A 22210-nucleotide genomic window follows, 5' to 3' on the forward strand; every position below is an offset into this window, starting at 1 on the left:
CTCACTCTCCCGCCAGCGCGCGCACCGGGTCCAGCCGCGCCGCCGTCTTGGCCGGCATGTAGCCGAACACCAGGCCCGTCACCACGGCGCAGGCAAAGGCGCCCAGCATGGCGCGCACCGAAAACACCACGGGCACGCCCGCCACGATGAGCACCACGCCCACGGCCAGCCCGGCCAGCAGGCCCACCGTGCCGCCCACGAAGGTGACCAGGCTGGCCTCGGTCAGGAACTGGCGCAGGATGTCGCGCTGGCGCGCGCCCGTGGCCATGCGGATGCCGATCTCGCGCGTGCGCTCGCGCACCGTCATCAGCATCACGTTCATCACGCCGATGCCGCCCACCACCAGGGAGACGGCGGCAATCAGGCCCAGCATCACCGCCATGCTCTGGCGCGTGGCCGCCTCGGCCTGGATGCGCGCGGCCGCGTTGCCGATGCCGAAGTCCTCACGCCCGCCGTGGCGGGCCAGCAGCAGCTTGCGCATGGCCTCCTCCGCCTCGTGCACCACGTCGGAGGACATGGCCTCGATCACCACATAGTCGGGCTGGGTCTGCGACTGGTAGACGCGCGCCCGGCCCGAGCGGTAGGGAATGAAGACCATGTCGTCATAGTTCTGCGCACCCGAGTCCGCGCCCCGCTCGCTCATCACACCGATGACCTCGAAGGCCGATGTGCCGATGATCAGCTGGCGGCCCAGCGGGTTGGGCGTGTCGGGGAAGAAGTGCTGGTGCGCCTTGTGGCCCAGGACCACCAGGGGCGCCAGGTCGCGGTCCTCGGCCTCGGTGTAGTAGCGGCCCTGGGCCAGCTTCCAGTGGTGCACCAGGGGCATCTCCTCGCTGGCCGCGAACACGTAGATCTGCTTGTCGGCCTTGCCGTAGCGCACGGTGATGGGGTCGCCGATGACGGGCATCACGCGCCGTATCTCGGGCAGTTCGCGCACGGCGGCCAGGTCTTCCTCGGTCATTTGCCCGGCCGGCCCGCCCGTGGCCGGCGGCTTGCTGCCCATGTAGAGGATGGCCGTGCCCATGGTCCCCATCTGCTCGACCACCTTGCGCCGCGCGCCCTCGCCGATGGCCAGCATGACAATCACCGAGGCCACGCCGATGACGATGCCCAGCAAGGTCAGGCTGGTGCGCACGCGGTTCATGCGCATGCCGCGCCAGGCGCTGCGCGCGGCCTCGAACAGTTCCGCCAGCCAGGGCGCGCCGGCGCTGCCGCGCTGCGGCGTGAGCGGCAGGGCAGCGGCGCCCGCATTCACCCCGTTTGCGGCATCGTCGCGCTGGCTGTCGCTGGTGATGCGGCCGTCGCTGATCTCGATCACGCGGCGCGCCTGGGCGGCCACCGCGCGGTCGTGGGTGATGAGGATGATGGTGTGGCCCGCGTCGGCCAGCTCGCGCAGCAGGGCCATGACCTCGGCGCCGCTGTGCGAGTCCAGCGCGCCCGTGGGTTCGTCGGCCAGGATGATCTGGCCGCCGTTCATCAGCGCACGCGCAATCGACACACGCTGCTGCTGCCCGCCCGACAGCTGGTTGGGCCGGTTGCCCAGGCGCGAGCCCAGTCCCAGGCGCTCCAGCAGCGCACGGGCGCGGCGCACGCGCTCCTCCTTGGGCAGGCCTGCGTAGATGGCAGGCATTTCCACGTTCTCGCTGGCGCTTTCGCTGGCTATCAGGTGGTAGCCCTGGAAGACGAAGCCGAAGGCCTCGCGCCGCAGCCAGGCCAGCGCGTCCGAGTCCAGCGTGGCCACGTCCTGGCCCTGGAAGTGGTAGCTGCCCTCGCTGGGCCGGTCCAGGCAGCCCAGGATGTTCATCAGCGTGGACTTGCCCGAGCCCGAGCTGCCCACCACGGCCACGAACTCGCCCGCGCGTATCTCCAGGTCGATGCCGTGCAGCACGGTGACGGCGGGCTGGCCGCTGTCGCCGCCGCCGTAGTGCTTGGTGATGCCGCGCAGCTCTATCAGCGGTGCGGTCAGCGGCGCGCCGGCCTGCATGCCCTGCGCCATCACCATTGCAGCCACCGCGGGCCACGGTCCAGAGGCGTCTCGCCGACGATGACGCGCTCGCCTTCCTGCAGGCCCTCCAGCACCTCGGCCTGGTGGCGGCTGCGCACGCCCAGGCGCACGGTGCGCTGCTCGGGCTGGCCCTTGGCGTCCAGCACGCGCACGGTCTGCGTGCTGCCGGCCTTCTCGGCCTTCTCGGCGTTCTCTGCCTTCTCTGCCTTGTCAGTCGTTCCCGCCTTGTCGGCCACGGCCATCAGCGGCACGGTCAGCGCCTGCGCGGCCTGGCCGGTGACGAAGACCACCTGGGCCGTCATCTGGGGCATCAGCTCGGCGTCCTCGTTGTCCACATCGAACAGCACGGTATAGGCCACGGCCTTGGTGGCGGGCGCAGGCGCCTGGCCCGCATTGCCGCCGGCCGGCGCCTGGCTGGCAGAGGGCGAAGGCAGCACCTGGCGCACCTTGCTGGACCAGCGCCGGGGCCTGGCCTGGTCGGCGCCGCCCAGCGTGGTGAAGTACACCGGCATGTCGTCGCGCACGCGGCGCACGTCGGCCTCGGACACCTCGGTCCACACCGTCATGGCCGACAGGTCGGCAATGCGCAGGATGTTGGGCGTCTGGTAGGTGGCGTTCAGCGTCTGGCCCTCGCGCGCCTCCACCGACACCACGGTGCCCGCCATGGGCGCGTAGATGCGCGTATAGCCCAGGCGCGCCTCGTCGGCCTTGAGCGTGGCCTGGGTCTGGTCGATCTGGGCCTTCAGATGCTCCATGCGGGCGCCGGCTGCGGCCAGGTTGGCTTCTGCGGTCTGCAGGTCTTCCTCGCGCGTGGCCCCGTCGCGGGCCAGCTGGCGCTGGCGCGTGAGCTGCTGCTCGGCCAGCTTGCGCAGCGCCTGCTGCTCGGCCAGCTGGGCGCGCAGGCCCGCCAGCGAGGCACGCCCCGCATCCACCGTGGCGCGCTGCACGCTGGGGTCGATCTCCACCAGCAGAGCGCCCTTCTCCACCTGGGCGCCGGGCTCCACACGCAGCCGGGTGACCTGGCCCGACACCTGGGCGCCCACGTCCACATAGCGGCGCGGCTGCAGCGTGCCGATGGCCGTGACGGTGGACTCGATATCGGTGCGTGCCACGGTCTCGGTCTGGTAGGCCACGGCAGGCCGGCTGGACCACCAGGCGGCCGCGCCCCCGGCCGCCGCCAACAGGACCACCGCCACGGCGATGGCTTTCCAGCGTTGCTGCGTGCGCGTCATGCTTGCCTCCCGACCACACACACCCCGAACTGGAACGAAAGCAGGAAACTCATCTGAAAAACCCCGTAGTACCGAAACTGAAAACAATCCACGCCAAATCCGCCACGGCAAGCACGCCAGCCAACCAGGCCAGCCGCGCCGCCCAGCGCGCATGGGCGCTGATCAGGGCCACGGCCATCAGCGCGCCGGCGGACACAAAGCCCAGCCAGGCCACCGTGCCCACCGTGCCGCCCCAGCCCGAGACAACGGGCACAAGGGCCAGCGCCAGCAGCGCCGTGCCCAGGCCGCGCAACTGCGGGCCACGGCGGGCCGGCAGCTCGCGCGCGCCGGTCAATTGTTCGTAGTGGCGGTCCATGGCAAAGGCCAGGGCCGCCATGCCTGCAAAGGCCAGGGCCAGTGCGGCCAGGGATGCGTGCAACGTGCTCATGCCTGCACCTCCGAGCGGCCGGCCACGGCGGCCTGCCCCTTGGCCGTCCTTGCCTTGGCGGCGGCACCTGCGCCGCGCCGCGCCAGCCAGCGCCAGGCCCAGGCGGCCGCCAGCCCCGTGGCCAGGCAGAACAGCTCCACCCCGGCGCTTTCCCAGTCGCCCTCCCGCATGTGGGCCCACAGCGGCTCGCCCACGGTGATCCAGTTGAGCAGCGGCAGCAGCAGGCACAGCATGGCCAGCAGGCCCATCTGCTGGCGCCAGGCCGTGGCCGGCGCGCAGGCCAGCGCATGGACCAGCGCCAGGCCCCACAGCCCGAAGAACACGGCCAGCTCCCAGTTATCGCGGTGCGCCAAGCCCACGGGCACCAGGCGGTTGGCCCACAGGTAGCCGATGCAGCCCAGGCCCAGCCCGGCGATGGCCGCCACGTTCAGGCCCTCGATCAGCCGGTACACGCGCGCCGTGGCGCTGCCGAACTCGCCCTGGTGGCGGCTGCGGCGCTTGACCATGAAGAGAATGGCGCCCGTGGCCATCATGGCCGCGCCCGCCAGGCCGCACAGGAAGTACAGCCACTTCATGGCCAGCCCGCCGAACTTGACCATGTGCAGCCCGCCCATGACCGCCTGGGCCAGCGAGGGGGTGCCGCCGTCGGCGCCGCCGGGCAGGCGCACCTGCAGCACCTCGCCCGTGGCGGCCGAGAACATGGCCATGCCCGAATTGGGGCTCAGGCGCTGATGCGCACGGTCATCGCTGTTCCAGCCGTAGACGCCGATGCGTGCCGACGCATCGCCGGGATGGTTGACGACCACCGCGCGCACCGCCTGGCCCATCAGCTCCTGGCCGCGCCGCACAAAGGGCTCCAGATCGGGCACCGCCAGGGGCTTGCCGGACAGCGCGGGCGGTCCGGCCTCGTTCATGTCGGCGATGAAGGCCGTGCGGGCGGCCTGGTCCGTGCCATAGACCGTCCAGACGCCAACGGGCATGAAGCTCAGGCTGGAGATGGCGATGCCGGTATAGGCGATCATGAACTGGAAGGGCAGCGTCAGCACCGCCACGGCGTTGTGCGCGTCCAGCCAGCTGCGCTGGCCCTTGCGTGCGCGAAAGGTGAAGAAGTCCTTGAAGATGCGCTTGTGCGTGATCACGCCGCTGACCAGGGCCACCAGCATGGCCATGGCGGCAATGCCGATCACCCACAGCCCCACCTGCCCTGCATGCAGTTCATAGTGGAAGTCCACGAAATGGTTGCCGCCCATGGTGGCGCGCGCGGCGCCGTGGCCGTGGCCGGCCCCCATTTCCTCGCCCGTGGCGGTGTCCAGCTCGGCATCGGCGTACTGGCGGTTGGCGTCGAACCAGTAGACACGCAGGTCGCCGCCGCCCTTGTCGTCGGACGGCCAGATCTCCCACATCTGCGCGCCCTGGTGGTGCTTTTGCATGTAGGCCGCGCCCCAGGCCAGGCGCTGGCCCAGGTCCGCACCCTGCCCGGCCGGCGCGGCGGCGCGCGCTGCCGCCTCGGCCGCCTCCTCGGCATGGTGCTCGGGCGTCATCCAGTGCGTGATGGCTTCCTGGAACACGGCCAGCGAACCCGTGAGGAACACCGCGAACAGCAGCCACGAAAACCACAGCCCGCACCAGGTATGCAGCCAGGCCTGGGCCTGGCGGAAACCGCCCGTGGCAGCGCCGCTGCCGGGGACCTTGCTGATCTGCGCCTTTGCCATCTCAAACGCCCCCGCCATTGCGCGCCAGCAGCAGCGCGGCGCCGCCCATCAGGGCCGCAGGCACCAGCAACCCCAGCCAGACCCGGCCCGCCGAAACCGGCGAGAACGCCCAGATCACCGCCAGCGCGTGCAGCGCAAAGCTCCACTGCATGCCGGCGATCACGGCATCGACACGCGCGCCGGGCAGCGCAGCGGCCAGGAAGGCCGCCAGCGCACTGGCCAGCGCATAGCCGCCGAAGACGGCGGCCAGCAGGCGGGACAGGACAAGCAGGCCCGGATGGACGGGCCTGTCGGCCTGGGTGATATCTGCAGGATCAGCGGGTTGGGATTGGGGCATGTAATGGGTATTCGGATAAGCACAGGAACGCACGAATGCGTGCAAACAAGGGGCCCAGACGGATGCCGTGATGCGGCGGCCTTCAAGGCCCTCCTCATACATGACAAACGAGATCGAAAAAAAGGCCAGCCGCAATGGTTTTCGCCATTGCGGCCAGTGGCCTGGGTCGGACTGGGGCGGGCCCTCCTGGACCCCGCCCCGGCCCTCAGAAGGTGCCGCGCAGCGTCAGCACCGCATTGCGCGGCTTTCCATAGAAATTGCCGCCGCTCGCATAGCCCACGGTCTGGTAGTACGTCTTGTCAAAGATATTGTTGAGATTCAGGGAAACCGTCCAGCGCGGATCGATCCGGTACTGCACCATCGCATTGATGACCGAATAGCCGCCCTGGGTGAAGTTGTAGCGGCCGACTTCATTCCAGTCGGCGTCATACAGCGTATCGCGCACATGGTGCTTGCTCTGGATATGGGCGCTGCCGCCAATCTTCCAGCGCGACAGCTCGCCCGGCAGCACATAGGCCGTGGACAGCTTGAGCAGATGGCGCGGCGTGATGCTGCTGTAGGGCGCATCCTCGGTCTTGTCGCGCGTGGTGGTGTAGGTGTAGCCGGCCGCGATCTGCCAGCCCGGGCGCAGCTCGCCGCCGATCTCGGCGTCAAAGCCGCGGCTGGTCACCTTGCCCTGCGGCAGAAAGCAGCAATTGCCCGACCATTCCTCGTGATTGCTCGGATAGCGCGTATCCGTCACCGCCGTGCCCGTGCGCACCACGTTGAAAAGGCTGAATGTGGCATTGAGCCGGCCATCGGCCAATTCGCCCTTGAAACCGGCCTCATAGCTCTTGCCCTTGACCGGGTCCAGCGAATTGCCCGGAGGAGGCCCCGACTTGGACAGCGCCTGCGGCTTGAGAATCGAGGAATAGCTCAGATACGCCGACCATTGGTTGTTCAGGTCATAGATCACCCCGCCATACGGCGTGAACTTGGCCGGCTCGGAAAAGCGGCTGCCCGATGCCAATTCCCACTGGCCCGCCGCATTCAGCGACTCATAGACCTGGTTGAAGCGGTACTTGGCATAGCGCGCGCCCACGATCACATGCAGGCGGTCCGTCGGATGCAGGCGCAATACTCCATAGCCGCCCGACTGGTCCTGGCCCCAGGGGTTGTAGCGGCGCGAGATCTCGCCGGCCGGCGCCGGGCGCCAGGCGCCGGGATTGTAGACATCGATGGGCTCCACGCCCGTGGCATCGGTGGAATAGCCCACGTTCCAGAAGCTCTCCACCTTCTGCCGGTCCATGCCCAGCAGGATCTCGTGCGTGCGCCCGCCCAGGTCGAAGCTGCCGGCCAGGCTGGCGTCCAGCACGGTCTGCCGGTTCTCGTACAGGTAGTGGCCGCCGCCGTTCCAGTTCACGCCCAGGCCGGTTGCGGGGTCCAGCGCGCCGTAGCCGAACACCGTGGAGCCGTCATAGCTGGACTTGCTGCGGGTCAGGTTGAGCTTGCCCTTCCAGCGCGCGGAAAAACGGTGCTCCAGCGCGCCGAACAGCTCGCTGTTGTCCTTGCGGCCCGTGGCCCAGGGCTGGGTGAAGCTGGTGTGGCGCGGCAGGCCGATATCGCTGCCGTCGCTGTAGCGCGGCACGTCGCCGCCGCCATCGCCGCGCGTGCGGATCTTGCTGCGGCTCATGCCCACGGTCAGCAGGGTGTCGGGCGTCAGGTCCGCCTCGACCACGCCGTAGAACTGGGGAGCGCGCGTGTGCTTGATGTCCACGAACTGGTCCGTGTCCTGGTAGGACAGCACGGCCCGGCCGCGCACCCGGCCATCAAGGGCCAGCGGCCCCGTGGCATCCACCATGGTCTGGTAGTTGTTCCAGCTGCCGATGGACTGCTGCACCACGAAGCGCGGCTCGGCCAGCGGCTTCTTGCGCACGATGTTGATGATGCCGCCCGGGTCGCCCACGCCGCCCAGCAGGCCCGAGGCGCCGCGCATCACCTCCACGCGGTCGTAGAAGTCCATGCTCTGGTTGACGCTGTAGGTGTACTGGGCGATGTTCAGCGGCGCGCCGCCGTCGATCTGCATGCTGTCGATCTGGAAGCCGCGCGAATAGAAATAGGTGGAGTCGAAATTGATCTGGCTGGTGGTGATGCCGGGCGTGGCGGCCAGCGCGTCGCGGATGTCGGTCATGCGGCGGTCGTCGAGCTGCTGGCGCGTGATCACCGACACCGATTGCGGGATCTCGCGGAACGACTGGTCCGTCTTGGAGGCGATGCTGGTCACCCGGCTGGTGTACGAGCCCGTGCCCTCGGTCGTGCCGTCGATGGCCCGGCGCGCGCTCACCCGCACTTCGGCCAGCGTCTTTTCGATGGCGGCGACGGGCTGCACGGTCAGCGTGCCCTCTTGCACATGGCCCTGCAGGCCGCTGCCGGCCAGCAAATCATCCAGCGCCTGGCGCAGCGGCAGCTCGCCCCGTACGGCCGGCGCCTGCCGCTGGGCGGCCAGCGAGGGCGTGAACACCAGCTGCAGCCCGGCCTGCCGCGCGAACTGATCCAGCGCGCTGGCCAGCGGCTGCGCCGCTATGTCGAAGCGCAGCGTCTGTGCGGCCGGCTGGGCCAGCGCCGCCTGCAGCGGCATGGCCAGGCCCAGGCAGAGCACGGCATGGGCCAGCGGATGGAGGGCGGCGCGGCAGGCGCCCGAAGAAGGGAAAAGCGGATGCATGGAAATCGTCCTTGGCAGTGATGGAAGGGACCCACAGGGATCACTGCCATGACGACTGGCCAGGAAAACTCCTGAAAAACAATGTGCGCCCCGCTGCCGTGCGCATGCAGTTGCTCTTGCCACCGTCACGCCTCAGCCCGCCGTGGCCACCAGCAGGCCGCCATCGGCCTGCCTGCGCACCTGCACCGGCAGCGCATGGGGCAGCGCCCGCACCCAGGCATGGGCCTTGGCGATGCGCACGCGCCCGCTCAGGGGCAGGCGCGCGGCCTCGGGTGTGGCCTGCAGGTCGAACGGCGCATAGCGTGACAGCCGCGCCAGGGCCTCGCCCAGCGTGGCATCGGCAAACACCAGCTCGCCATGCCGCCAGGAGGCCGCCTGCCCCGCATCGCCCCGGGTCTGCGTGGCCACCGTGCCTTCCATGCGCAGGCCCTGGCCTGCAGACAATTCATAGAAGCGCCCGCCATCCGCGTCGGATTGCACGCGCACACGCCCCGACTCCACCTGCACCGTGACCCGCTCCTGCCCCTGGGCGCCCGTGGCCAGTTCCACGCCGAAGCGCGTGCCCAGCACGGTGACGCGCACGCCGCCGGCCTGCACGGTGAAGGGCCAGTCCTCGTCCCGCTCCACCTCGAAGAAGGCTGCGCCCTGCGTCAGCTGCACCACGCGCCGCGTGGCGAAATACTCCACCTGCGCGCTGCTGAGCGCGTCCAGCAGCAGGCTGGAGCCATCGGGCAGGCCATGGCGCACCTGCTGGCCGCGCAGGCTGGACCAGCCGGCCTGCCACTGCACATGCGTGTCGCGGTAGTGCCGCCATTGCTGCCAGCCCAGGCTGCCGCCCAGGCCGAAACCGGCCACGCCCAGCAGCGCGGCCAGGCTGCGCCGCCGACCTGCATGTCGTGCAACGGCGCTGCCGGGCCGCGTACCGCGCCAGCGGTGCAGCGCATCCTCTATGCAGGCACTGGCCTGGATCAGGTCGCGCTCCACGGTGTTGAGGCTGACGCCCAGGCGCTCGGCAATCTCGGGCTGGCGCTCGCCCTGCACGCGGTGGGCGATGAAGGCGGCGCGGCAGCGCTCGGGCAGGCTGTGCAAGGCGGACTCCAGCACGGCCAGCGCCTGGCGGTACATGACGGAGTCGGCCACATCGGGCGCATGGCTGGGCGCCAGTTGTTCATGGACTGCCGCCTCGCCCAGGTAGCGGGCATGGCGCTGGCGGCGGCGGTGCGCATCCAGCGCCATGTGCTGGGCCATCACGGCCAGATAGGCCGTGGCGTCGCGCGGCATCTGGGCCGGATTCGCGGCCCCGGCCAGGTCTGCGGCCTCGGCCGGGGCGCTGCGCGCGTGTTCCGCCAGCCGCAGCCAGGTGTCGTGCACCAGGTCGCCCGCCTCCTCGCGGCTGCCCGTGCTGCGCGTGGCGGCACGCACCAGGTCGGCATAGGCCCGGTCAAAGCCGGAAAGCAGAGCGCGGGTGAAGGAGGCGGACAAATCCATGGGGCTGGATCATAACCGCGCAAAGAAGAATCATTCTCAATAAACGCAATGCATGCCGGGCTCTTTCAGCGGTTCCTGGACCGTTCCTGAAAGGGCGCGATCGCAAGGTGCAACGGGCCGCCAAGCGACTTTGCGCACGCCGCACGCGCTCTCATCCGCACCAGCCCCCTGTTCCGGGGCCGGTGCTTCAAAACACCCATTTAGTAAGCGGTGCTGCCTCCCCGAAAGCGAGGCCTTGTCACGTCTGGATTCCGGGCTGTGGACGCTCGTCCACGCCCCTGCGGTTTCGGGCGGGATGGGGCTACCCGTAAGGGCGTCCGCACATCTTGCTGTGTGTTTTGAACATCCCGTCCACCTGTTTCGTGCTTCAAAACGCGGAGTCGGTGGTTTCAGTCTCAGTAAGGAGCACGGAAACATGACTGCCGTTTCTCTGGCACTCGCCTGCGCGCCCTCTTTTGGCGCCGCCCTTTCCACACGGAGGGCCCAGGCATGACCCCCCCCCAGCCCAAATCCGCCACGGACAGCCACAGCACCCGGCAGCTGTCCAATGCCCTCACCCAGGTGGACCATCTCGTGCAGCAAGGCTGTGCAGAAATCTCCGCCATCGCCCAGCTGGCCCTGGCATGGCTGGAGACGCCCAAGGGCCATCGCCACATGGACGTGGTGGCCCGCGCCCTGCAAAGCATCCGCGACAGCGCCGAGACGCTGGCCGACTACGCCGGCACCGAGGCCCAGGCCATGGGCTGCGGATTCGAAGACGCGGCCGAGATGCGCCGCGCCGAAGCGGCCGAGGCAGCCGCCAAGGCCATGGCGCACCTGCTCGACTGCCGCACCCATGAGCCGGTGCGCCCGCAGGGCTGAGGCATGGCCATGGACAAGGAGAAGGACAAGGGCACCACCAGGACACAGCCCCCCAGCCTGCACCAGTTGACCAGCGCCATTACCGAGATCCACAGCAGCGTGCAGGAAAACTGCTCCGCCATCTCGGCCCTGGCGCAACTGGCCCTGGCGGCAGTGCATGCACCGCAGGAGCACCACAGCCAGCAGGCCCTGGCCCATGCGCTGCGCGCCATCCGCGACAGCGCCGACCTGCTGGCCGGCCATGTGAAGGTGGAGGCCCGGCGCGTGGTGTGATCCCCCGCAAGGCCGCTGGCTGCACAACGGCGGCCCGAACGCCTGCGCCGCCGTCCTCAGAAGCTGCCGCGCAGCGTGAGCATGGCGTGGCGCGGTGCGCCATACAGGTTGTTGCTGAACGTTGTGCCCAGGGTCTGGTAGTAGGTCTTGTCGAGCAGGTTGTTGATGTTCAGCGTGACCGTCCAGCGCGGGTCGATGCGGTACTGCACCATGGCATTCCACAGCGCGTAGCCGCCCTGCGTGAAGTCAAAGGGCACGGACGTGCCCGCCGCCGACAGCGCCGTGCCGCTGACGTAGTGCGTGCTCTGGATCTGGGCGCTGCCGCCCACTTTCCAGCGCGACAGCTCGCCCGGCAGCGTATAGGCCGTGGACAGCTTGAACAGGTGGCGCGGCGTGATGCTGCTGTAGGTCTTTTCGGTGCTGCGGTCGCGGGTGTTGTTGAAGGTGTAGCCAGCTGCCAGCTGCCAGCCGGGCTGCAGCTCGCCGCCCAGCTCCATGTCGAAGCCCCGGCTGGTGACCTTGCCCTGTGCCAGGTAGCAGCAGTTGCCGCCCCAGCGGCTGGTGCTGGTCTCGTAGCGCGGGTCCACCACGGCCGTGCCCGTGCGCTCCACATTGAAGAGGCTGAAGGTGGCGTTCAGCCGCCCGTCCATCAGCTCGCCCTTGAGGCCGGCCTCGTAGCTGGCGCCCTTGACCGGCGGCAGCGAGGTGCCCGGCGCCGGGCCGGCCATGCTCAGCGCCTGCGGCTTGAAGATGGACGAATAGCTGGCATAGGCCGACCACTGGCTGTTCAGGTCATAGATCACCCCGCCATAGGGCGTGATCTTGGTGGGCTCCTTGAACGGCGTGTTCGACCAGGGCGTGCGGTTGCCCTGCGCATCCAGGTTCCAGATCGACTGCTGGAAGTCGTAGCGACTGGCGCGCGCACCCAGGATGAGGTGCAGCCTGTCCGTGGGATGCAGGCGCAGCACGCCATAGCCGCCCATCTGCTTTTGGCCCCAGGGGCCGTAGCGGGTGTTGAAGTAGGTTTCCGTGGGCGGCGTCCAGATGCTGGGGGCAAACGGATTGCTGGCCACGGTGCCGCTGCCCGTGAAATTGGCGCTTTGCCAGAAGCTTTCCACGCGCTGCCAGTCCGCGCCCAGCAGCAATTCATGCGTGCGGCCCATGAGCTGGAAGGGACCGCCCAGGCTCAGGTCCACCACCTCCTGCGTATTGCCGGACTGGATGTGGCCGCCGCGCCAGACCGCACCCGCCAGGGTCTGCGGGTTGATGGCGCCGCCCATGTAGACCCAGAAGCGGTCCAGCTCGGTCTCCACGCGCGAGACGTTGAGCTTGGCCTTCCAGCGGTTGTCGAACTTGTGCTCGAGCTGGGCGAACAGCTCCTTGGTCTCGTAGTCGTAATAGGCCCAGGGCTGGGTGAAGTTGGTGTGGCGGGGCAGGCCCAGGCTGCTGCCGTCGGCAAAGCGCGGCAGGCCGGCATAGTCGCCGTTCTCATGGGTCTTTCCGTAGCTGCCGCCCACGGTCAGCAGGGTGTCTGGCGTGAGGTCGGCCTCCAGCACGCCGTAGATCGAGGGCTTTTCGCTGCTGCGCAGGTCCATGTAGGAGTCGCCCTTGTGGTAGGACAGCACGGCGCGGCCGCGCACGCGGCCGTCGTCGGCCAGCGGCGCGCTGGCATCGAGCTCCACGCCGCGCCGGCTCCAGGAGCCGGCCGACAGCGCGGCCTTGAACTGCCGCTGGGCCAGCGGCTTCTTGCGCACCAGGTTGATGATGCCGCCCGGATCGCCCACGCCGCCCAGCAGGCCCGAGGCGCCGCGCATGACTTCGACGCGGTCGTAGAAGGCCATGTCCTGCTGCGGCGAATAGGTGTAGGCGCCCAAAGCCAGCGGCGCGCCGCCGTCGATCTGCATGCTGGTGATCTGAAAGCCCCGCGAATAGAAGTCGCCCACGGTATTGGCCACGACCACGCCGGGCGTGAGCTTGAGGGCCTCGGTCACATCGGTCACGCGCTGGTCGTCGAGCTGTTCGCGTGTGACCACCGATACCGACTGCGCAATCTCGCGGAACGACTGGTCCGTCTTGGAGGCAATGCTGGTCACGCGGCTGGTGTAGGAGCCCGTGCCTTCGGTCGTGCCGTCACCGGCGCGGCGCGCGGCCACGCGCACCTCGGCCAGCGACACCGCGCGCGGGGCAACGTCTGGCGCCCGGGCATCGGGCACGGCGCGCTGGCGCAGCACATAGCCGCCTTGCGGCTGCACCGCCGCCTCCAGCCCCGTGCCCTGCAGCAGCGCGGCCAGGCCGGCCTGCGCGGTGTGGCTGCCCTGCAGCCCCGGGCTGCGCAGGCCCTGGACCTGGTCCTGGGTGAAGGACAGCAGCAAACCCGAATCGCGCCCGAATCGGTTGAGCGCGTCCTCCAGCGTGCCCGCCGGAATCTGGTAGCTGCGTGTGGCTGCTGTGGCGGCCGTGGTGTTGACGGACGGCGAAGGCGCCTGCGCCCACAGGTTGCTGCCCAGCCCCGCGCAGGCCAAAGCCAGCAACAGGCCACGGGACGGGACGACGGAGGGGCGCAAGGCGCAGGGAAAGCGCCGGGGCGCTGCGGGATATGCCATGGTGTGCGAAGGACTGGGCCTGGAAGGAAAAGACAAACGGATGAATGGACGAATCGATGGGCGGGCCCGGCATGGCAAGCCCCCCTCTTCCTCCATGTCCCGCGAGTTCTCGAAACAGACCACCCCGGGCGCAGATTTCTTCAAAAAAACTGCGCAGGTCCCTTCAAGCCCCTGCCGATTTCTTGCCCACCACCACCTCGCGCCGGCCCCACCAGCGCGTCATGGAGCGCAGCTCCAGTCCCGGCAGCGCACCGATCACGGCCAGCACGCGCGGCACCTCGGCCAGCGGATAGGTGCCGGAGATGCGCAGGTCGGCCACTTCGGGCTCGCAGGCCAGGGCCGCATCGCTGTATGGCTGCAGCGCCTGCAGCATCCGGGCCAGCGGCATGCCGCGCGCCACCAGCATGCCCTCGGTCCAGGCGGTGCTGTCCTCATGCACGGCGGTGGCTGGCGAGACGCCATCGGCCCGCAGCGTGGCCTGCTCGCCCGCCCTGAGCACCAGCACACTGTGGCCGGCCAGCCGGGGGGTCAGGCGCACGGCACCCTCGAACACACCCACCTGGAAATCACCATCCGCGAGCGCACGCACGGAAAACCGCGTCCCCAGGGCCAGAGCTTCGCCCGCAGTGGTCTGCACGGCAAAGGGCCGGGCGGGCTGCTCGGTGTCCTTGGCCGTGGTGACCAGCACCTCGCCCTGCAGCAGGCGCAGACGGCGGTGCCGGGGACCGTATTCGATGTCCAGCGCGCTGGCGCCGTTGAGCACGATCTGCGTGCCGTCCGGCAACGCCATCTGCCGACGCTCGCCCCGCGCCGTGCGTGCATCGGCCACCCAGCCCTGCCAGGGCAGGCGCTGCTCCAGCTGCCAGGCAATGCCGGCACCAAAGGCCGCAACGGCCAGGGACCGGATCACGCGCCGGCGAGCGGAACCACGCGGGGCCAGCGCAGCCCGGGCTATCGGTGATTGCGGCGGCGCCACCAGCCCAGCCAGCCGCTGGTTGACGGCAGTGATGCGCTGCCAGGCCTGCTCGTGCAGGGGATCGGCCGCGCGCCAGGCCTGCCAGGCTTGCCATTCGCGGGCCAACTCATCGGACAGGCCGCCCTCCTGGTGCTTCAGCCACCACTCGATGGCGCTGCGCGCTACCTCGGGCGGCAGGCCGGCTCCCGGCGCCGTCATGCATCCACCGCGAAATAGCAGTGCATGCCGGCCTGCACCAGGTAGCGCTTGACGGTGGTCAGCGACAGGCCCAGCTCGCGCGCAATGTCGGCCTGCTTCATGCCGTCCAGCTGGGCCATCAGAAAGGCCCGCCGCACAGGGGCAGGCAGGCCGTCGAGCATGCGGTCGATCTCGTCCAGCGCCTCCAGCAGCAGCGCGCGCTCCTCGGGCGAGATGGCAAAGGACTGCGGCGCCTGTGCCAGCGCCTCCAGATACGCGCGCTCCAGTTGCTGGCGCCGGTAGTGGTTGGCCAGCACGCGCTGCGCCACCGTGGTCAGGAAGGCGCGCGGCTCACGCGCCTGCACAGGCTCGTCGCGCGCCAGCAGGCGCACAAAGGTGTCGTGCGCCAGATCGGCCGCCTGGTGCACATCGCCCAGCTTCTTGCGCAGCCAGCCCTGCAGCCAGCCGTGGTGGTCGGTGTAGAGCGTGGCGACTTCGCGGTGAAGGGAGGTTTCGGCGGCAGACATGGCGCGGGAGGAGGAATGCGTGGGCGGCTGGCCCGAAATATGAGATCAATTCTCATTTGCATTCTAACGGTTGGCCTGCGCTGTTGCCCCCGCCGCCCTGTCCACTCAGAACTTGTAGTTCAACACCGCCATGGCCTGGCGCGGCGTGCCGAACTGGCCCTGGCCGTCGATGTTGACGTAGTACTTCTTGTTGAAGAGGTTGTTCAGGTTCAGCTGCAGCGAAAGCTTGGGGCTGAAGGCATAGCGCGCCATGAGGCTGGCGGTGGCGAAGGATTTCTGCTCGAAGACCAGGTCATTGCCCGCCACGAAGACGCTGGCGCGGGTGCGGCTTTGCCATTGCAGGCCGCCGCCCACGGTGAGCTGATTCCATCCACCGGGCAGGCGGTAGGAAGTGAACAGCTGGGCCTGGGTCTTGGGCGCCCAGGCGTTGATGGACAGGCCCTGGGCGTCACGCGCGACGGTGTGGGCAATGCCGGCCGACAGGTTCCAGCCCGTGGCCAGCTCGCCCGAGACCTGGGCCTCGAAGCCCTTGCTGGTCACGCCCTTGGCGCCGTAGTAGGCGAAGTCGGTGGTGCCGGGCACGACCTGGCCTTCGTCCAGCTGGGCCACGTTGTCCTGCTGGATGCGGAAGACGGACAGCGAGCTGTTGAGCCTGCCGTCCAGGTGCTCGCCCTTGATGCCGATCTCGAAGCTCTTGCCCGCCACGGGGTCCAGGTAGCTGCCGCCACGGTCGCGGTAGTTCTGGGGCTGGAAGATGTCGGTGTAGCTGGCATAGGCGGAGAAGCCTTCGCTCAGGTCCAGCACCAGGCCTGCGTAGGGGATGAAGACGTTGTGGTCGCGCACCTCGCTGAGGCTGCGCACCTTCCAGCTGCTCTGGCGCCCGCCCACGATGAGCTTGACCGGATCGGCCAGCGACAGGCGCAGCGCGCCGTACAGCGCGTCCTGGCGCGTGTGGTCCAGGCTGCTGGTGGTCAGCGGCCCCCAGGTGGGCTCGGCATAGGAGCCGTCCCATTGGTAGTAGTTGCCCACGTCCTGCAGGGGGCTGGTGCGCGCATGGCCGGCCTTGTGCTCGCGGGCACGGCTGCTGCTCAGGCCGACAACGGCCTCATGGCGGCGCCCGCCCAGTTCCCAGCCGCCCGTCACCTGCAGGTCGGCGCTGTTTTGCTGGAAGCTGTATTCGGAGTAGTTGGGCAGGGCCGCCATGCCCAGGCCGGTGGTGATGTCGGGCTGGCGCATGAGGTACAGCAGCTTGGCGTCGTAGGCGCTGTCGCGGTGCACGAAGTTGGCCTTGAGCTTCCAGTCGTTGCCGAAGCGGTGCTGCAGGTTGGCGAAGATGTTTTTGTTGGTGCTGTTCCAGCGCGTCCAGTTCGCGGCCGTGGTCTTGGAGGTGCTCCAGTCGGCTGGCATGCCGTTCGTGAAGACCAGCGGCAGGCCGCCCCAGGTCGAGCCGGTGGGCCGGTTGGACTGGTAGTCGGCGCCCACGCTGAGCGTGGTGTCGGGCGTGAGGTCGGCGTCGATCACGCCGTAGAAGACCTGCTTGCGCGCGTGGTAGAGATCCACATGGGAGTCGCGCTCTTCGGCCATGCCTGCGACGCGTGCGCGGATGCGGCCGTCCTGCGTCAGCGGCATGGACAGGTCCACCGTGCCACGATGGTGGTTCCACGAGCCCACGCTGGCCGAGGCCGAGCCCGTGAACACCTTGCTGTTGGCGTGCTTGCGCACCATGTTGATGGAGGCCGACGGATTGCCCGCGCCCGTGAGCAGGCCCGTGGCGCCACGCACCACTTCGACGCGGTCATAGATGGTGGTATCGGTGCCCGAGTCACCGTAGAACGACAGGCCGATGGAGGTGGGCACGCCGTCGTACTGCAGGTTGTCCACGTAGAAGCCGCGCGAGTAGAAGTCCGAGCGGTCGCTGTCCGAGCTGACGACATGGATGCCGGTGACGCTGCGCATGGCGTCATTGAGCGAGAGCAGGCCCTGGTCTTCGATCTGCTGGCGCGTGAGCACGCTGACGGACTGCGGTGTGTCGCGCAGCGACAGGCTCAGGCCCGTGGCCGCCGCCGTGGCCGGCGTGGTGTAGGAGCCCGAGCCTTCGGTGGTGGGGCTGGCCTGGGCCGAGGCCGTGACCAGCACGGTCCTGAGTGTCTGGGAGGACGGCGCGCCTGCCGCACCCGCAGCACCCGCAGCGGAGGCGGCCGGCACCACGGGCATCTCGCGCAGGGTGTAGCCGCCACCGGCCGAGCGCACGGCCGCAAGCGGCGTGCCCAGCAAGGCGCGGTCCAGCGCCTGCTCCACGGTGAAGCGCCCGCTCACGCCGCCGCTGCGCAAGCCTTCGGTGACGGCCGAGCCAAAGGTGACCAGCACGCCGGCCTCGCGGCCGAGCTGGTTGAGCACGCTTTCCAGCGGGCCGGCTGCAATGTCGTACTGGCGTTGCTGCGAAGCACCGGCAGCGGGCTGCGCCCAGGCCTGTGCCGGAGCCAGGGCGCCTGCGGCAGCCAGCCCCGCCAGCGTGCCCGCGCACAGCACCTGCAGCGCCAGCGCCACCGGACGTAATGCCGGGGCCGCCTGGGATGGGCGGACGGTGGAGGCGGCAGTCTGCCGCATGGAGTTCTGGCGCATGGTCTGAGGGCGCATGGAAAGGCCTTGTTGCAATGGTTGTAGAGAAGCGTTGGCGCACGCTGCGGTGCGCTCCTGTCTCTGTTGACAGCCATCGCCGGCAAATCAGCTCAAATTTTTTTCAGGAAAGTGCGAAGGCCTTCATGCAGGCCGTGCCGCTCATGCCTTGCCCGCCCCGGCAGGCCGCACCATCACCCAGTAGCGCGAGAAGGAATGGATTTCCACGGGCAGCGAGGAAGTCAGCGCGGCCAGCACGCGGTCGGTGTCGGCCAGCGGATAGGCGCCGGAGACGTGCAGGCCGGCCACGGCCGGGTCGCAGCCCAGGCGCCCGCGCCGGTAGCGGCCCAGCTCGGCCAGGAAATCCTCCAGCCGCATGCGCGAGGCCACGAGCATGCCTTCGGCCCAGGCGCTGGCTGCCGTGTCCAGCGCGCCGGAGTGCACGGCCTGCTGGGCCGTGAACGTGCCCTGCTCTCCCGCATCGATGCGCTGCGCGGCATGCGGGGCATGCGCGGGCCGCAGTTGCACGGCGCCTTGCAGCACGCCCACTTCGATGCCGCTCCCGCGCTCGCGCACCGTGAAGCGCGTGCCCAGGGCCTGAACGGCGCCCATGGCGGTCTGCACGATGAAGGGACGGTGCAGGCTGTCCGGCGCGGTCTGCACGAGGATTTCGCCACGCACCAGCTCCAGCACGCGCTCGGCTGCGCCGTAGCGCAGGTTGAGGGCGCTGCCGGTGTTGAGCACCACGCTGCCGCCGTCGGGCAGCGGCAGCCGGCGCTGCTCGCCCACGGCAGCCACCTGGTCGGCCGTCCAGCCGCGCCAGGCCTGCGAGCGCACGACGGCAGCGGAGCCTGCGCCCGAGACCAGCAGCACGGCCAGCGCCTGCACTGCACGGCGCCTGCCGGCCGAGCCGGGCGCGGCCAATGCGGCCCGCGCCAGCGGCATGGGGATGCCGGCCATCTGGCTGCCCATGGATTCGATGCGCTGCCAGGCGGCCTCATGCTCGGGGCTGGCCGCACGCCAGCGCTGCAGGCCATCGTGCTGCCGGGCCTGGGCCTTGCCGGAGTTCAGTTGCAGCCACCATTGCACGGCCTGGCGGGCCACTTCGGCAGAAATGGGGGAAGAAGCGGAAGGGAACGCCTGCATGCCGCCTACTCCGGGAAGAAGCAGCGCATGGCCGCCTTGGCCAGATGCCGCTTGACCGTGGAGATGGAAATCCCCAGCTCAGCCGCGATCTCGCCATGGCCGAGCCCTTCGAGTTGGGCCAGCAGGAAGGCCTGCTTGGCCAGCGCGGGCAGGCGGCCCAGGCGGCGGTCTATCTCCACCAGGGTCTCCAGCACCATGAGCCGGACCTCGGGCGGCGGCGCCACGGGATCGGGCATGGCGGCCAGCGCATCGAGATAGGCCTGCTCGATGGCGCGGCGCCGCACCTGGTTGATCAGCAGGTTGCGCGCAATGGTGGTCAGGTAGGCGCGCGGCTCCTGGAGCTGGTCCAGGCCCTTGGCGCCCAGCACCTTGAGGAAGGTGCTCTGCGCCAGATCGGCCGCGTCGAAGGCATTGCCCACCTTCTTGCGCAGCCAGCCCTGCAGCCAGCCGTGGTGGGCCAGGTACAGGGATTCGACATGGGCGGACAAGGAAGGCGATGGGCTGGACACGCGGCGACCCGAGATTGAGAATAATTCTCAATTATAGGCAACTACGACCCTCTTGCGGCCCTGCTCTCCCGCCTGCTGCTGCAGTCCGTTCCTCCTGGCCGTGTTTCAGAACTTGCCGCGCAGCGTGAGTGTCGCGCTGCGCGGTGCGCCGTAGACATTGCCCCAGGCCGGCGCGCCTATGGTCTGGTAGTAGGTCTTGTCGAACAGGTTGGCCACGCTCAGTGCCACGGACCAGTTGCGGTCGATCCGGTAGCCCAGGCGGGCAGACCACACGGCATAGGCTGGCTGCACGTCGGTGATGGCGCCCACCGCGCGCGAGCTGGCGGTCTGGAAGTTGACGCCGCCGCCCACGTTCCAGGCGCTCCATTCGCCCGGCAGGCGGTAGTCGCTCCAGACCCGCAGCATGTGCTTGGGCGTGTAGGTGCTGGCGAACTCCACGCCGGCATTGGAGGTGTTGTCCAGGTATTTGAAATGGCTGAAGGTGTAGCCGGCAAACAGCTGCCAGCCACGCGCCACCTCGCCGCTGATCTCGGCATCCAGCCCCTGGCTGCGGACCTTGCCCACGGAGACATAGCAGTAGGTGCTGGCCGAGCAGGGGTTGACCAGGTCCTCTTCGGCGCGGTTCTTCTGGTCGATGCGGAACAGGGCCACGGCCGCGTTCACCCTGCCGTCCAGCAATTCGCCCTTCATGCCCACTTCCAGATTGCGCCCCTTGATGGGTGCCAGCAGGTCGCCGGCCGCCGTCACGGCGTTCTGGGCCTGGAAGATGTCGGAGTAGCTGGCATAGGCCGACCACTGGTCATTGAGCGCATAGACCAGGCCGCCATAGGGCGTGATGACGCCGCTTTCCTTGTACGGGTCGTTGTAGGCCTCGCCCGTGTTGCGGTAGTTGCTGCTGCCCGTGAAGCGGGTGACGCGGGCGCCGCCGATCAGGGTCAGCGCATCGGTGAGGCCCAGCCGCGCCACGCCGTAGGCGCCGGACTGGGTCATGCGGGTGCGGCTTTCATCGCCGCGATAGCGGTTGGCCAGGAATTCCGCGCGGGACGGCTCGCGGATGGCGGCGCTCGGGTCGAACACGTTGTTGGGCAGGCCCATGCGGATCAGCGAATAGTCGCTGTCGTTGACCATGCGGCCCGTGTTGGCACCAAAGCTCAGCGAATGCCGGCGGCCGAAGGCGTCGAATTTGCCGTCCACCGCCACGTCCAGGGTCTTGTTGTCGGTGGTGACATCGAACAGGCCGGCATACATCTCGTTGCCCGCCAGCGTGGCGGGATTGATGGCCCCCAGGGCGAAGGCGTACTTCATGTCGTGCTTTTCCCGGGTGTAGCCCGCCGTGGCCTTGACGGTCCAGTCCGCGTTGAAGCGGTGCTGCAGCTCGGCAAACAGCGATGTCTGCTCGCTGTCCCAGCGGTTCCAGTCCGCGCCCAGGAAGGTGGAGCGCGGCAGCCGCAGGTCCGCCCCGTCGGCATAGCGCGGCAGGCCCTGGAAGAACGGCGTGGAGCGCAGCCGCTCGTGGGTGGCGCCCACCGTCAGCCGGGTCTGGGAGCTGAGGTCGTACTCCAGCACGCCGTAGAGCACGCCGGTGCGGCTGCTGGCCACGTCGTAGAAATAGTCGCGGCTGTTGAGGCTGGCGACCACGCGCCCGCGCAGCGTGCCGGCCTCGTTGAGCGGGCCCGTGGCATCGATCTCGCTACGCAGGTTGTTCCAGGAGCCCGCGCTGGCCGATACCTCCAGCTGGCGCTCTGCCAGGGGGCGCTTGCGCACCATGTTGATGGCCGCGCTGGGGGAGCCCGCCCCCTGCAGCAGCCCCGTGGCACCGCGCACCACTTCCACGCGGTCCAGCGTGGCGGCGTTGCTGGTGAAGTTGTCGGCTTGCGGGTAGTAGAAGGCGCGGTTCACGCCATCGAACTGGTAGGTGTCCACGCGGAAGCCGCGCGAGTAGACATAGCGCCCGCCCATGGGGCTGTCGTACATCGTGATGCCCGTGGTGCTGGCCAGCACGTCGTCCACGGTGTTGAGGTTCTGGTCGTCCATGCGCTGGCGCGTGATCACGCTGATGGACTGGGGGATGTCCTTGATCGCCTGCTCGCCCTTGCCCACCGTGACCGCGCGGGCCACGTAGCTGCCCGTGCCTTCGCTGGTGGCGCTGCGCTCGGCGCGGGCCGTCACCTGCACTTCGTTCAGGACCGTGGTGGAACCGGCACCAGCGCCGGCCGGTGCGGCCTGCCTGCGCAGCGTGTAGCTGCCATCGCTGCGCGCCACCATGTCCAGCCCGCTGCCGGCCAGCAGGCGCTGCAGTGCCTGCTGCGGCGCATAGTGGCCGGACAGGGCCGGGCTGGTGAGCCCTTCGGTCAGCGCAGGATCGAAGGACAGCGAAATACCCGCCGCCGTGGCCACGCCGGCCAGCGTGCGGCCCAGCGGCCCGGGTGCGATCTGGTAGGTCTGGGCTGCGGGAGCGGGTGTGGGAGCAGGTGCCGGTTCGGCCGCCTGCACGGCGCCTGCGGCCAATGCCATGCCCAGCAGGGCCAGGCGGGCGGCATGCGCCAGGGGATGGAAGACGGGATGCGGCATGGGTACGGCAGGCATGGAAATCGGTCCTTGGAGGCGGTGAAGAAAGAAG

16 protein-coding genes are annotated in these 22210 nt (G+C 69.2%); 2 read left to right on the forward strand and 14 right to left on the reverse strand.

All coding sequences use genetic code 11. The features are described 5' to 3' along the window. Position 1: 1 nt before the first annotated feature. The 7 genes from IB269_RS17630 to IB269_RS17660 form a co-directional block, all read right to left on the reverse strand. On the reverse strand, positions 2 to 1996 hold the full coding sequence (locus IB269_RS17630; RefSeq protein ID WP_192368190.1) for an ABC transporter permease: 1995 nt from the start codon (positions 1994 to 1996) through the stop codon (positions 2 to 4). Continuing rightward, positions 1996 to 3237 carry an efflux RND transporter periplasmic adaptor subunit gene (locus IB269_RS17635; RefSeq protein ID WP_192367831.1) on the reverse strand — a complete coding sequence of 414 codons (1242 nt, stop codon included), beginning with the start codon at positions 3235 to 3237 and terminating at the stop codon, positions 1996 to 1998. The genes IB269_RS17630 and IB269_RS17635 overlap by 1 nt, the downstream gene beginning before the upstream one ends. 49 nt (positions 3238 to 3286) lie before the next feature. Beyond that, the gene (locus IB269_RS17640) at positions 3287 to 3664 is read right to left on the reverse strand and encodes a DUF3325 domain-containing protein (RefSeq protein WP_071955411.1); all 378 of its coding nucleotides are present in this window, start codon (positions 3662 to 3664) and stop codon (positions 3287 to 3289) included. Then, entirely contained in the window at positions 3661 to 5376 is a 1716-nt protein-coding gene (locus tag IB269_RS17645; protein WP_192367832.1) for a PepSY-associated TM helix domain-containing protein, read from the reverse strand. Before IB269_RS17645 ends, IB269_RS17640 begins: the two co-directional genes overlap by 4 nt. Position 5377: 1 nt before the next feature. Beyond that, positions 5378 to 5713: a DUF3649 domain-containing protein gene (locus IB269_RS17650; protein WP_197485475.1), complete on the reverse strand. Its 336-nt coding sequence runs from the start codon at positions 5711 to 5713 to the stop codon at positions 5378 to 5380. A gap of 205 nt (positions 5714 to 5918) precedes the next feature. After that, entirely contained in the window at positions 5919 to 8414 is a 2496-nt protein-coding gene (locus tag IB269_RS17655) for a TonB-dependent siderophore receptor (protein WP_047473137.1), read from the reverse strand. Positions 8415 to 8546: 132 nt separating this feature from the next. Next, positions 8547 to 9902 (reverse strand): sigma-70 family RNA polymerase sigma factor, encoded by a 1356-nt coding sequence (locus IB269_RS17660; protein WP_192367833.1) that lies wholly within the window; start codon positions 9900 to 9902, stop codon positions 8547 to 8549. A 489-nt stretch (positions 9903 to 10391) separates the two neighbouring features. On the opposite strand from IB269_RS17660, the gene IB269_RS17665 reads away from it, so the two are divergent. Together IB269_RS17665 and IB269_RS17670 are read left to right on the forward strand one after the other, a co-directional pair. Further along, positions 10392 to 10763 (forward strand): hypothetical protein, encoded by a 372-nt coding sequence (locus tag IB269_RS17665; RefSeq protein WP_192367834.1) that lies wholly within the window; start codon positions 10392 to 10394, stop codon positions 10761 to 10763. 3 nt (positions 10764 to 10766) lie between these two features. Beyond that, the gene (locus IB269_RS17670) at positions 10767 to 11036 is read left to right on the forward strand and encodes a hypothetical protein (RefSeq protein ID WP_192367835.1); all 270 of its coding nucleotides are present in this window, start codon (positions 10767 to 10769) and stop codon (positions 11034 to 11036) included. A 56-nt stretch (positions 11037 to 11092) separates the two neighbouring features. On the opposite strand, the gene IB269_RS17675 is transcribed toward IB269_RS17670, so the two are convergent. The 7 genes from IB269_RS17675 to IB269_RS17705 all read right to left on the reverse strand — a co-directional run bounded on the left by IB269_RS17675 (position 11093) and on the right by IB269_RS17705 (position 22176). Further along, positions 11093 to 13639 (reverse strand): TonB-dependent siderophore receptor, encoded by a 2547-nt coding sequence (locus IB269_RS17675; protein ID WP_192367836.1) that lies wholly within the window; start codon positions 13637 to 13639, stop codon positions 11093 to 11095. A 163-nt stretch (positions 13640 to 13802) separates the two neighbouring features. After that, positions 13803 to 14813 carry a FecR domain-containing protein gene (locus IB269_RS17680; RefSeq protein WP_192367837.1) on the reverse strand — a complete coding sequence of 337 codons (1011 nt, stop codon included), beginning with the start codon at positions 14811 to 14813 and terminating at the stop codon, positions 13803 to 13805. Beyond that, complete coding sequence (locus tag IB269_RS17685; protein WP_043825626.1) at positions 14810 to 15319, reverse strand: sigma-70 family RNA polymerase sigma factor; 510 nt, start codon at positions 15317 to 15319, stop codon at positions 14810 to 14812. Before IB269_RS17685 ends, IB269_RS17680 begins: the two co-directional genes overlap by 4 nt. 105 nt (positions 15320 to 15424) lie before the next feature. Next, positions 15425 to 17956 carry a ferric-rhodotorulic acid/ferric-coprogen receptor FhuE gene (fhuE, locus tag IB269_RS17690; RefSeq protein ID WP_192367838.1) on the reverse strand — a complete coding sequence of 844 codons (2532 nt, stop codon included), beginning with the start codon at positions 17954 to 17956 and terminating at the stop codon, positions 15425 to 15427. A 141-nt stretch (positions 17957 to 18097) separates the two neighbouring features. After that, positions 18098 to 19081 (reverse strand): FecR domain-containing protein, encoded by a 984-nt coding sequence (locus IB269_RS17695; RefSeq protein ID WP_192367839.1) that lies wholly within the window; start codon positions 19079 to 19081, stop codon positions 18098 to 18100. 5 nt (positions 19082 to 19086) lie between these two features. Beyond that, complete coding sequence (locus IB269_RS17700; protein WP_192367840.1) at positions 19087 to 19569, reverse strand: sigma-70 family RNA polymerase sigma factor; 483 nt, start codon at positions 19567 to 19569, stop codon at positions 19087 to 19089. 126 nt (positions 19570 to 19695) lie between these two features. Then, entirely contained in the window at positions 19696 to 22176 is a 2481-nt protein-coding gene (locus tag IB269_RS17705) for a TonB-dependent siderophore receptor (protein ID WP_192367841.1), read from the reverse strand. Positions 22177 to 22210: the final 34 nt, after the last annotated feature.

It is taken from the genome of Delftia sp. DLF01, assembly GCF_014852125.1.
GTDB lineage: Bacteria > Pseudomonadota > Gammaproteobacteria > Burkholderiales > Burkholderiaceae_C > Comamonas > Comamonas acidovorans.